Here is a 12,917-nt window from a genome sequence, read left to right as displayed (position 1 = left end):
AATTCTTCTATGCAGCTTCTGTTTCAGAGGCTTTTTCTTTGTTTAAAAGAGGGTTCAGTAGTAGGTAACTTAGTGCGCCACCAAACACAGCATTTACAGGTACAACACCTGGTAGGAAATTACCAGCAGCGACACCAATAATAACCGCAATAATGGCCGCCCAATTAATCGTTTTGAATTTGGCGTTTTCGAAATCCATATAGCGTTTACGGTTCATAAAGAAATCAGCGATGATAACGCCACCAATTGGCGGAATAGCGATAGATAAGAAAGTTAACCATCCAACAAAGTTATTATACAACCATAGGGCACACACAGTACCAATTAAGCCATTTAACATTGAAATGTATTTACTTGGTAGACCAGTGATATTCGAGAACCCGAGACCTGAGGCATATAGTGCATTATCGTTAGTTGTCCAAATGTTTAGTCCGAGCACAATGATTGCCGGAATCAATAAACCTTGAGCTATCATTACTTCTGAAATATCAGACTGGCCAGTTACAGAAGCGCCTGCTGCACCAAAGATAAACATCAGTGAGTTACCAATAAAGAAAGCAATCATAGTAATGGCTACGGCTCCCATCGGCTTTTTACCAAATCGCACAAAATCAGCCGTCAATGTACCAGCGCTTACAAAAGAGCCTACAACCATAGCAAGTGCAATTGAGAAATCCATTGGTTCAGTCGGTTGGATTTTTTGTAGTTCAGCTACACCACCAATACTGTCAACGGCAGTCAATACTGAATAACCACCAAGTACTGCGATAGCTGGAACCGCAATCATGGAGAGAACCATTAATGCTGAAATGCCAAAATAAACGGTGACGGTCATTAATAGACCAGAAATTACGATTAATGCATTAGTGTCAATGCCTGTGGCTTTTTGAACTGGAATTGCAAACATGGCGACACCAACCCCAAACCAACCAACTTGAGTACCGCCAAGTAAAAGAGATGGGATCCATGAGCCTTTAGAACCGAAAGAGAAACGAGCGAGAAGATGAGTGGAGAGACCAGTTGAAGCGCCGATGTAGCCAAGAAAAGAAGTGTAAATACCGAGGATTAAATTACCAATAAGAACAGCGAGGAAGAAGTCATCAAAAGAGAGCCCAGTACCAAGAGAGCCTCCTGTCCACATACTTGCAGAAAAGAAGGTTAACCCTAGCATTACTAATGTCAGAGAAACCGCACCTTTTCTTGCGGTTTTAGGTACAGCACTCAAGCTGTAATCATTGTCATTCGACATATCCGTTCCTCATCTGTCTTGAATTTTCGGTCAGTTTTTTGATAAACGGACAGGAGTCTAAATGGAATAACAATAATGTCAATAACGAAGTTGGTGTTTTATTTGGTTTGTAATTTAAGTTGTTGAATTATAGATGCTTGTGAGTTTTGTTTATTGCAATTGTCTTCATTGCAAACGATTGTTTTTATAGAATGGGTATGAAAAAGTCTTTTTTGGTAGATAATCGGACTTAAATGCATTTAATTTAAATAAACGTCTAATTTAAATCTGTAAATAAGGTTTTTTATCTCATTATTTATCTGAGTTGGGTGAAGTTGAAATTTTTCGAGCAAAAAAAAACCTCAAACATATAATTTTGCATGCTTGAGGTCGATAATTTGCTTAGAGCTTTATTTATTTTTGTTAACTAAGGATTTTTTATGGGTTATTCCCATATTATTTTTTTATCCTTAGGCCATGATGATGCGAATTCATGGTATTTCTTTTCTAAAATATGGCGTTTTATCTTTAATGTTGGGGTTAGAATACCATTCTCAATTGACCACGGTTCTTTAATCATTAATATCCCTTTTAGTTTTTCATGAGACTCTAATCCACTGTTAATTGTCTCTAAGTTTCTAAGGGCTGTACGCTCATAACGTGCTTGGTCAAAATTAGGGTAGGCATGTGGAATAGCGAGTAAAATAGGTCCGGGTAGGCCAGAGCCAATAAGACACATCATTTCTAAATTGCTAAGATCGAAAATACGCTTTTCAATAGGAACAGGAGCAACAAACTTTCCTTTGGCTGTTTTAAAGGTGTCTTTTTTACGACCTTGAATGGTTAAATAACCTTCAGAATCAATAGAGCCAATATCTCCGGTATGTAACCAACCTTCGTTATTAAAGCTTTCTTCTGTTGCTTCATCATTTTTATAGTAACCAGCAAAAAGCCCATCGCCTCTTACTAATATTTCTTCATCGTTAGCAATTTTGAGTTCAACGCCAGGGCCTGCAGATCCAACGCTGCCGACTTTATCGGAGCGATAAGGATAATTCAGTGTGCTATAGGCAAAGGTTTCAGTCATTCCCCATGCTTCAGTGATGTTTAATCCAATACTTTCATACCATTTTAATAATCCTGCGGAGACTGGTGCAGATCCACACCCTAGTACACGAGCTTGGTCTAACCCTAAACCATCTGCCAGTTTGCGTTTAATTAAGCCGTTAACAAAAGGGATCTTCAGTAAAATGTTTAGCTTCTTCTGCGGTAGCTTATCTTGAATTCGTTGTTGGAATACGGTCCATAACCTTGGTACTGAAATAAATAGAGTAGGGCGATGCATTTTTACATCATCAATGAAGGTATCGAGTGACTCTGGAAAAGCAGTTTGGATACCACCAAAAAAAGCAGAACCTAGGATGTATACACGTTCAGTAATGTGAGCAAGAGGCAGATAAGAAAATAGACGGTCGCCTGCTTGTATACCGATATGATTAATAAGGTGTTTTGATGAATGACTAAATCCACCAAAGGTGAGCATTGCCCCTTTTGGTAATCCGGATGTTCCTGAGGTATAAACAATTGACATTAGGGTATTGTCATTATGCTCGGGCCTAAACTCGGATGGTTGGTATTGTTGAATAAGTTCATCAAATTGATATTGGCATTTTGCGGCAGAGTCATAATTAAAAGCAATGGTGTTTATCTCTGGAAGGTTTTCCATTGCTTTTTGAGTGGCGTTAACATCATCAAGTTTTCCTACGATAAGGATTTTACTTTCGCTGTGAGTTAAACAGTGTTCAATAGTTTCAAGGCCAGCTGTTGGGAAAATAGGAACACTGACAAAATCACCGAGCATTAAAGCGAGATCCGTAATAAACCATTCAGCGCAATTTTTCGAAATTAAAGCAACCCTGTCTTTTGGTTTAACGCCTAACTCTTGTAAGGATGTCACTAGACGGAGTGCTTTATCAACCACTTCAGAAAAAGTGTAATCCACAAATTGCCTATTTTTAATCTGACGAAGGAAAACGTCATTAGGTTTTTTTTCGGCCCATTCAAGCATTGCTTGGTGAGGAAGTTGTGGGTTTGTATTGTGATTTAATACTGATTGGCTCATAGGGGCATCCTGCGGTTTATCGTTATTATTTATTGTTAATTTTATGTTAAGTAAATATCCTTTTAATGATTCAGTCAAATTTTAATCAAAATAATGAGAACTTTATAAGTGAGTATTTGCACTAATGCCAATGTAGTTAATTAGATGATCATTATTGGAACTAGTATAATTTAGAGGGTTTCAAAAATAATATAAAAAAGCCTGCCTATAATATTTTATAAGCAGGCTTTGGGGTTTAGTACTGTTTCTTGGTTATAGAAGAGCTTTTAAGCGATATAGTTCTTCTAATGCCTGCCGCGGTGTTAAATCATCTGGATTTACATTAGATAGTGCTTCTTCAACTTCGCTTGGTTCTGGGATCAAAGAGAGTTGATGTTCTTCTTTTACTTGCGCGCTTGGTGGTAATACTGACGTATTTTTACCGCTTTCAAGTTGCTGAAGTTTTAGTTTTGCTTTCTTAATAACGGTTTTTGGAACTCCCGCTAAAGAAGCAACAGCAAGACCATAAGATTTATTTGCGGCACCATCTTGAACTGCGTGCATAAAGGCAATTTCATCGCCATGCTCTACAGCATCAAGGTGTACATTCGCTAAGCCATTAAATAAATTAGGTAATTCAGTTAACTCAAAATAATGCGTGGCAAATAAAGTCATGGCGTTAATCTTTGTAGCTAACCATTCTGCGCTTGCCCATGCTAGCGATAAACCATCATAAGTACTTGTGCCGCGACCAATCTCATCCATAAGTACCAGACTATACTTGGTGGCATTATGAAGGATATTCGCGGTTTCTGTCATTTCAACCATGAAAGTTGAGCGCCCAGACGCTAGATCGTCCGAGGCGCCAATACGTGTAAAGATACGATCGAGCAAGCCTATTTTTGCTGAATCAGCAGGGACATAACAGCCAACATGAGCCATTAATGCAATGAGTGCTGTTTGACGCATATAGGTCGATTTACCACCCATGTTAGGTCCGGTAATGATCAGCATCTTACGGTCATCATTTAAATTGATTGGGTTGGCAATAAATGGGTCTGTCATTACCTGCTCAACAACAGGGTGACGGCCTCCTTTTATTTCCATTCCAATACTTGAAGATAGTGTAGGGCGACAATAATTCAAGGTGTCCGCGCGTTCTGCCAAGTTACTCAGTACATCTAACTCTGAAATCGCATTCGCCATTAATTGAAGTTGTTCTAAGTGTGGAAGAAGTTGATCAAATAGTTCTTCCCATAACTTTTTCTCTATTGCTAGTGCTTTAGATTTTGAACTTAGGACTTTATCTTCATGCTCTTTTAATTCAGGAATGATATAACGTTCAGCATTTTTCAATGTTTGACGGCGAACATAATGTGCGGGTGCTTTATGGCTTTGCCCTTTACTGATTTGAATATAAAAGCCATGTACGTTGTTGTAACCGACTTTTAACGTATCAATGTCGTGACGTTCACGTTCTTCTTGTTCTAGCTTATCTAAATATTGAGTTGCACCATTGGCCAGATCTCGCCATTGATCGAGCTCTTCGTTATAACCATCAGCTAAAACACCACCATCACGAATGATCACTGGAGGGTTGTCTTTTATTGCACGCTCTAAAAGCTCACAAATAGAATCGATTGGTTGTGCTAGTTGAGCTAAGTTTTGTAAATGAGTTTGCTTAAATTCTTGTGCGGTTTGAGCTAATTCTGGCAACTGTTGCAGTGCGTTACGTAAACGAGCAAGATCTCGTGGTCGAGCTGAGCGTAATGCAAGTCGAGCGAGAATACGTTCAACATCACCAATGTTTCTTAACTGTGGAGACAGTTCGTTAAATAGCGCTTCATCTTTTAATTCCCCAATAGCATCAAGACGTTGGTTTAATACATCATGTGTTCTAACGGGTTGATGTAACCAGCGTTTTAACAGACGGCTACCCATTGCGGTTGCTGTATGATCAAGTACTTCTGATAACGTATGATTGAATCCACCCGCTAAATTTTGGGTGATTTCAAGATTTCGACGTGTCGCCGCATCTAGGATCACTGAGTCATCTTGATGATCCATTACGATGGAGCGAATATGAGGCAGAGTAGTACGTTGAGTGTCTTTTACATATTGAATAAGGCAGCCAGCAGCACATAAACCAAATTCAGCTTTTTCAACCCCAAAGCCAACCAAGTCGCGAGTTCCAAATTGTTGGTTTAACTGTTGTTTAGCAGTATCAAGCTCAAATTCCCATACTGGGCGACGACGATTACCATTTCTTTTTTCTAATAAATGAACTGGTTCAAAATCTTCACTGAATAACAGCTCAGTTGGGGCTGTACGTTGCAGCTCGGCAAGCATCGCTTCTTCAGTATTTGGCTCTGATAGTTTAAAACGACCAGAGGTGATGTCTAATGTAGCGTAACCAAAATGGCCTTTATGATGATAAATAGCGGCAATTAAGTTATCAAAACGTTCAGGAAGAAGCGCTTCATCAGTTACAGTACCAGGGGTAACGATACGAACAACTTTACGCTCAACAGGACCTTTACTCGTCGCAGGGTCACCCACTTGCTCACAAATCGCAACCGATTCACCTTGCTGAACTAATTTGGCTAAATAGCCCTCAACAGCATGGTAAGGGAGGCCTGCCATTGGGATAGGTTCGCCTGCAGAAGAGCCTCGTTTGGTTAAAGAGATCTCAAGCAGTTGAGAGGCTCGTTTCGCATCATCATAGAAAAGCTCATAAAAATCGCCCATACGATAGAACAGTAAAATATCCGGGTTTTCAGATTTTAAACGCAAGTACTGTTGCATCATTGGGGTGTGTTTTTCAGTTGATTTTGTTGCCACAACGAGACCTAATGAGTGTAGAAAATATTTGTTGCTAAGAATACGTGAATCAAAGCAGCAATCAAAGATAGAATGGATAAAATTCGAATCAAGATGGAAAGAATCTAATGGATATGGTGAAAAATACGCAACTTGCCCAAAAAGTGGGTGAGTTATTAATGCAACAAGGTAAGACTATGGCATGTGCAGAGTCTTGTACAGGTGGTGGTGTGGCTTTCTGCGCGACAGAAAATGCAGGAAGTTCCGCTTGGTTTGAGCGTGGTTTTGTTACTTACAGTAATGAATCAAAAAACGAATCACTGGGCGTTAGTTTAGAGACATTACAGCGTTTTGGTGCTGTGAGTGAGCCCGTAGTAAAAGAGATGGCTAAAGGTACTTTGGTGCACAGTAACGCTGATATTACGGTTTCAATTAGTGGTATTGCTGGCCCTGGTGGAGGGAGTGATGAAAAACCTGTTGGGACCGTTTGTTTTGGCTTTGCTGATAAACATGACTGGCATTATGAAACTACTGTATATTTTACTGGTGATCGCTGTGATATTAGAAAAAGTGCGATCAAATATGCATTTCTCACATTAAAGAATCGTTTGTTAGATCTTAACTAATTCAGAAGGTTAAGTGTTATTTAGTCGAAATTATATCGAAAGTTAAAGAAAAAATGATACAAGCCTATAGACACTGTATGAATAGACAGTATACTACTGGTTATTAACTGATTACGTGATCTAGAGTAACTGGAGAATCAAGATGGACGATAACAAGAAAAAAGCACTGGCCGCCGCATTAGGTCAAATTGAAAAACAATTTGGTAAAGGTTCAATCATGAAGTTGGGCGATAACCGCACAATGGATGTTGAGACTGTGTCTACTGGTTCTTTATCTCTTGATATTGCACTTGGTGCTGGTGGTTTACCAATGGGGCGAATCGTTGAGATCTTCGGTCCTGAGAGTTCAGGTAAAACAACATTAACTCTTGAATTAATTGCTGCAGCACAGCGTGAAGGTAAAACATGTGCCTTTATCGATGCTGAGCATGCTCTAGATCCTGTTTATGCTAAAAAACTTGGCGTAAACATTGATGAATTATTAGTTTCTCAACCTGATACGGGTGAGCAAGCTCTAGAGATCTGTGATGCGTTAGCGCGCTCTGGTGCTGTTGATGTAATGGTTATTGACTCGGTTGCTGCGTTAACACCAAAAGCTGAAATTGAAGGTGAAATGGGCGATAGCCACATGGGTCTTCAGGCACGTATGCTTTCTCAAGCAATGCGTAAGTTAACAGGTAATCTAAAACAATCAAATTGTATGGCTATCTTCATCAACCAAATTCGTATGAAAATTGGTGTGATGTTTGGTAACCCAGAGACCACAACGGGTGGTAATGCACTTAAGTTTTATGCATCAGTTCGTCTTGATATTCGTCGTACAGGCGCAGTAAAAGATGGCGACGAAGTGATTGGTAACGAAACACGCATTAAAGTTGTTAAAAATAAAATTGCAGCACCATTTAAGCAAGCTGAAACTCAAATCTTATACGGAAAAGGGTTTAACCGCGAAGGTGAATTAATTGATTTAGGTGTTAAGCATAAATTAGTTGATAAGGCGGGTGCTTGGTACAGCTATAACGGCGACAAGATTGGTCAAGGTAAAGCAAACGCTTCTAAGTTTATGCGTGATAACGTAGCCATTGCTTCGGAACTAGACGCTAAATTACGTGAGCTGTTACTAACTCCAGCAGAAGATCAGCCAGAAACACCAGATGTGACTGCTGAAGTAGAAGAAAACGAAGAGTTCTAAATCGCTTTCTTTGAAAATAAATGAAGACAAAAGCCAAACCACAGTGTTTGGCTTTTTTGTTTCTATTTATTGAGAATCTATCAGTGATATTTTAAAACCCACCTTATTCCTCATTTGATCACTTTACTTATCTATATTTCGCTTGCATTTGCGTATACAATGTTCGAAATTCTGTCTAAAAAACACTGCTTGTCTTAACTGAGTACAAGAGTGAGTTAACCTACGATTCAATCAGGAATACCTACATGTATATGAGCACTGACGAGATCCGCCGTGCGTTTCTTGCTTTTTTTGAAAGCAAAGGACACCAAATTGTTGAGAGTTCTTCTCTAGTTCCAGCAAATGACCCAACTCTTTTATTTACCAACGCAGGTATGAACCAATTTAAGGATTGTTTCCTAGGTTCAGAAAAACGTAACTATACTCGTGCAACAACGGCTCAACGTTGTGTTCGTGCTGGTGGTAAGCATAACGATTTAGAAAACGTAGGCTTTACTGCTCGTCACCATACTTTCTTTGAAATGCTAGGTAACTTCAGCTTTGGTGATTACTTCAAGCAAGATGCAATCAAGTATGCTTGGGAATTTCTAACAGAGCGTCTAGAACTGCCAGCTGACCGTTTATTAGTCACTATTTATGAAACTGATGACGAAGCTTTCGAAATCTGGAATAAAGAAATGGGTATTCCAGCAGATCGTATCGTACGCATAGGTGACAATAAAGGTGCACCTTACGCATCAGATAACTTCTGGCAGATGGGTGATACTGGTCCTTGTGGTCCTTGTACTGAGATTTTCTACGATCACGGTGAGCACATTTGGGGTGGCCGTCCAGGTTCTCCTGAAGAAGATGGCGACCGTTTCATTGAAATTTGGAACAACGTATTTATGCAATTCAACCGTCAAGCAGACGGTACAATGGAACTGCTTCCTAAGCCATCAGTAGATACAGGTATGGGTATTGAGCGTATTGCAGCAATCATGCAAGGCGTTCACTCAAACTATGAAATTGATATCTTCCAAACACTAATTAAAGAAACAGCAAAAGTAGTTGGTTACGATGATCTTTCAAACCAATCTCTACGTGTTGTTGCTGATCACATCCGTTCTTGTTCTTACTTAATTGTTGATGGTGTTATGCCATCAAACGAAGGTCGTGGTTACGTATTACGTCGTATTATTCGTCGTGCGGTACGTCACGGTAACAAGTTAGGTGCTAAAGGTTCTTACTTCTATAAATTAGTTGGACCATTGGCAGAGATCATGGGAACCGCTGGTGAAGAACTGAAAAAACAGCAAGCGCTAGTTGAAAAAGTTCTTAAGATTGAAGAAGAAAACTTTGGTCGCACACTAGAGCGTGGAATGGTAATTCTAAACGAAGCATTAGATAACCTTGAAGGTACGGTTCTTGACGGCGAAACTGTATTTAAACTTTACGATACTTACGGTTTCCCTGCTGATTTAACCAATGATGTTGCTCGTGAGCGTGAATTAACTATCGATGAAGATGGTTTTGAAAAAGCGATGGAAGAACAACGTCAACGTGCTCGTGAAGCGGGTCAATTTGGTACTGATTATAATGCAGTGATCAAAGTTGAATCTGAAACAGTATTCCACGGTTATGATTCGACTGAAGCAAAAGCAACGGTATTAGAAATCTTCCGTGAAGGTGAAGCCGTTGAGACTCTTTCTGCTGGTGATGATGCGATTCTAATTTTAGATGCAACGCCATTCTATGCAGAGTCAGGCGGTCAATCTGGTGACGCCGGTATCATTACTGTTGAAGCGGGTAAGTTTGTTGTTACTGATACTCAAAAAGTAGGTAATGCAATTGGTCACCACGGTAAGTTAGTTGAAGGTGTATTATCAACGGCTGATAGTGCAATGGCTCAAGTTGATGAAGAGCGTCGTACTGCGATTACTTTAAATCACTCAGCAACTCACTTATTACACGCAGCACTTCGTGAAGTACTCGGTGAGCACGTAACTCAAAAAGGCTCATTAGTTAAGGCGGAAGGTTTACGTTTTGACTTCTCTAACCTTGAAGGCGTAAAAGCTGAAGAATTGCGTAAAGTTGAGCGTATTGTTAACCAACAAGTACGTTTAAACCATGAGATTGAAACAAACCTAATGGACATTGATGCAGCGAAAGAAAAAGGCGCAATGGCTCTATTTGGTGAGAAATACGACGATGAAGTTCGTGTTCTTTCTATGGGTGAGTTCTCAACTGAATTGTGTGGTGGTATTCACGCATCAAGCACTGGTGATATTGGTTTATTTAAAATTACGTCAGAAAGTGGTATTGCTGCAGGTATCCGCCGTATTGAAGCCGTTACTGGTGAAGCAGCATTAGATGCGATTGAAGCACAACAAAAATCAGCAGATAAAAAGCTGAATGAAGCTGCATCAAAAGCAAAACAACTTGAGAAAGAGATCCAACAGCTTAAAGATAAGCTAGCGTCTCAAGAAGGTGCAAACCTGATCAATCAAGTTCAAGACATTGCAGGAACAAAAGTACTTATTGCTCAGTTAGATGGTGCAGAGAGTAAAGCGCTTCGTGGCATGGTTGATGAGCTTAAAAATCAAATTGGTAGCTGCGTTATCATGTTAGGTAATGTGAATGACGGTAAAGTAGGTTTAATTGCTGGTGTAACTAAAGATCTTATTGGCCAAGTGAAAGCGGGCGAATTAGTGAATATGGTTGCACAACAAGTTGGTGGTAAAGGCGGCGGTCGTCCTGATATGGCTCAAGCTGGCGGTACTGATGCGAATGCATTACCTGCAGCACTAGCTTCTGTTGAAGCTTGGCTAACTGAGCGTCTGTAATAGGTCGTATCGGTGGCATTAATCGTACAAAAGTATGGTGGTACATCAGTTGGATCCGTTGAGCGGATCCAATCTGTTTCTGAACGCATCATTTCAACCCAGCAGCAAGGACATGATGTTGTTGTTGCTGTTTCTGCTATGGCGGGTGAAACCAATCGTTTAATGAATTTAGCAAATCAAATGAGCGAGGTTCCAGAACCACGTGAATTAGATATGTTGCTTTCTGCTGGCGAGCAAGTTTCTATCGCGTTATTAGCCCTATCTTTAAATCAAAAGGGCATTAAAGCTATTTCTTTAACGGCTGATCAGGCTGGAATCTACACTAACAATAGATTTAATGATGCAACTATTGAGCATATTGAAACCGATTTAATAACTCAGTGGGTAGATAAAGGTTATATTGTTATTGTTGCTGGTTTTCAGGGGCGAGATAAGAATGGCAACATTACGACATTAGGAAGAGGCGGCTCAGATACCACTGCGGTTGCTTTAGCTGCTGCATTAAATGCAGATGAGTGCCAAATATTTACTGATGTTGATGGTGTGTATTCTTCAGATCCTCGATTTGTACCTAATACACGTCGTTTAAAAGAAATCTCTTTTTCAGATATGCATTTATTAGCAAAGTCTGGAGCCAAAGTATTACAAGAGCATTCTGTCGCTCACGCCTGGAATTCATCGGTTACCTTACGTGTATTATCATCATTTGACGATGGTGAAGGGACACTGATTTGTGAACAACCAGTAGAGGGTAAAGGGGTAATCGGTTTGGCACTTAAGCAGGATTTACTCCTAATAGAGTGTAATGGCTTTTTAGAAGAAGAGTTGACTGAATTACGTAAACAGTACAGAGTGTTAATTGAAAGGTGTGATTGTTTTCAAATTGTTGTGCCAAAAGCGGCTTTTTTACAATTGAAACTGGCATTTAGTACAAAAATACGCAATATTAGTAGCTTATCAATTCTGACGTTAGTTGGAGATAAGGTTGAAGGGATGGCAGACTCTGCTTGCAATCAACTAATGGCTAATTGTGTTGATATTTATCAGCATAGTATAGAGCCTAAAAGTTTGTCGGTTATCGTGAATCAAGCTGATTTAGAACGAGCGGCCGATATTTTACATAAAACGTTTGTTATTACAGAGCAATCACAAGATAATAACCTTATGATCGCTGTTTCTTGAGCAAAGACGTTTATGAAAATAAGCGATAACGGACAAAACATACATTTATTATAAAACTGAGATAACTCAAGGAGCATTCGAATGCTAATTTTGACTCGCCGTGTAGGTGAAACTCTTATGATTGGTGACGAAGTAACAGTTACTGTACTAGGCGTTAAAGGTAACCAAGTACGTATTGGTGTTAATGCACCTAAAGAAGTATCTGTACACCGTGAAGAAATTTATATGCGCATTCAAGCGGAAAAAGGTACACCTGCAGCATCGCAAGGTAACTTTTAATTTCGTATGAATAGGGTCAACAGTGTTGACCTTGTTTGTTTTTATTTAGCATTGATGAGTAAAAACAAACAAAATAAAAGGCACAAACTAGGGATAACGTTTTATTTTTGTTCACTTTGGTCGTTTCGTAGGCTGTTAAACAAAAAACGTTATTTTTTACTAAGAAAGTCATTGACATATTTTTGGTAAACCGTAATATGTGCCTCCTCAAGACGGTGAGGTGGCCGAGAGGCTGAAGGCGCTCCCCTGCTAAGGGAGTATGCGGTTTATAGCCGCATCGAGGGTTCGAATCCCTCCTTCACCGCCATTATTGATTCATGTTGATCTTTATGGTCAGCAAGAATAAAAAAGAATTATTGTGCGCTAGTAGCTCAGCTGGATAGAGTACCTGGCTACGAACCAGGCGGTCGGAGGTTCGAATCCTCCCTGGCGCACCATTCTTTCATTGGTAAGTGATTATCAATAATATAGTTATTTAGTAGGTAACTATAAGCAAATTTACACGGTGAGGTGGCCGAGAGGCTGAAGGCGCTCCCCTGCTAAGGGAGTATGCGGTTTATAGCCGCATCGAGGGTTCGAATCCCTCCTTCACCGCCATTATTTGTTTCTGTTGATTTTAAATCAGCAAAAACATAAAAGAATTATTGTGCGCTAGTAGCTCAGC

At 39.8% G+C, this 12,917-nt stretch carries 8 protein-coding genes and 3 tRNA genes; 8 read left to right on the top strand and 3 right to left on the bottom strand.

All coding sequences use genetic code 11. The features are described from left to right. Window positions 1-7: 7 nt before the first annotated feature. From codB to mutS, 3 genes are all read right to left on the bottom strand, one after another. Window positions 8-1,249, bottom strand: a complete 1,242-nt coding sequence (gene codB / locus PVK63_RS10915) for a cytosine permease (RefSeq protein WP_130046837.1) — start codon at window positions 1,247-1,249, stop codon at window positions 8-10. 424 nt (window positions 1,250-1,673) lie between these two features. Continuing rightward, window positions 1,674-3,350 (bottom strand): AMP-binding protein, encoded by a 1,677-nt coding sequence (locus PVK63_RS10910; protein WP_130086985.1) that lies wholly within the window; start codon window positions 3,348-3,350, stop codon window positions 1,674-1,676. A 252-nt stretch (window positions 3,351-3,602) separates the two neighbouring features. Further along, window positions 3,603-6,137: a DNA mismatch repair protein MutS gene (gene mutS / locus PVK63_RS10905; protein ID WP_165371192.1), complete on the bottom strand. Its 2,535-nt coding sequence runs from the start codon at window positions 6,135-6,137 to the stop codon at window positions 3,603-3,605. Between the two features lie 140 nt (window positions 6,138-6,277). On the opposite strand from mutS, the gene PVK63_RS10900 reads away from it, so the two are divergent. The 8 genes from PVK63_RS10900 to PVK63_RS10865 all read left to right on the top strand — a co-directional run bounded on the left by PVK63_RS10900 (window position 6,278) and on the right by PVK63_RS10865 (window position 12,850). Continuing rightward, window positions 6,278-6,775 carry a CinA family protein gene (locus tag PVK63_RS10900; RefSeq protein ID WP_130086989.1) on the top strand — a complete coding sequence of 166 codons (498 nt, stop codon included), beginning with the start codon at window positions 6,278-6,280 and terminating at the stop codon, window positions 6,773-6,775. Between the two features lie 142 nt (window positions 6,776-6,917). Continuing rightward, window positions 6,918-7,967 (top strand): recombinase RecA, encoded by a 1,050-nt coding sequence (gene recA / locus PVK63_RS10895; RefSeq protein WP_274440457.1) that lies wholly within the window; start codon window positions 6,918-6,920, stop codon window positions 7,965-7,967. A 245-nt stretch (window positions 7,968-8,212) separates the two neighbouring features. Then, window positions 8,213-10,792 (top strand): alanine--tRNA ligase, encoded by a 2,580-nt coding sequence (gene alaS / locus PVK63_RS10890; RefSeq protein WP_130086993.1) that lies wholly within the window; start codon window positions 8,213-8,215, stop codon window positions 10,790-10,792. Between the two features lie 12 nt (window positions 10,793-10,804). Then, a complete protein-coding gene (locus PVK63_RS10885; RefSeq protein ID WP_130046832.1) occupies window positions 10,805-11,974 on the top strand; it encodes an aspartate kinase in 1,170 nt (389 codons plus the stop codon). Window positions 11,975-12,055: 81 nt separating this feature from the next. Beyond that, the gene (gene csrA / locus PVK63_RS10880) at window positions 12,056-12,253 is read left to right on the top strand and encodes a carbon storage regulator CsrA (RefSeq protein ID WP_005417777.1); all 198 of its coding nucleotides are present in this window, start codon (window positions 12,056-12,058) and stop codon (window positions 12,251-12,253) included. 214 nt (window positions 12,254-12,467) lie between these two features. Further along, a tRNA-Ser gene (locus tag PVK63_RS10875) sits at window positions 12,468-12,560 on the top strand. Between the two features lie 53 nt (window positions 12,561-12,613). Beyond that, window positions 12,614-12,690 (top strand) — tRNA-Arg (locus PVK63_RS10870). Window positions 12,691-12,757: 67 nt separating this feature from the next. Then, a tRNA-Ser gene (locus PVK63_RS10865) sits at window positions 12,758-12,850 on the top strand. The last annotated feature ends 67 nt before the right edge of the window (window positions 12,851-12,917 follow it).

This window comes from Aliivibrio sp. S2TY2 (genome assembly GCF_028765525.1).
Classification (GTDB): Bacteria; Pseudomonadota; Gammaproteobacteria; order Enterobacterales; family Vibrionaceae; genus Aliivibrio; species Aliivibrio finisterrensis_A.
Note: the sequence above shows the minus strand (reverse complement) of the source record. Positions and strands in the feature narration are given on the sequence as shown.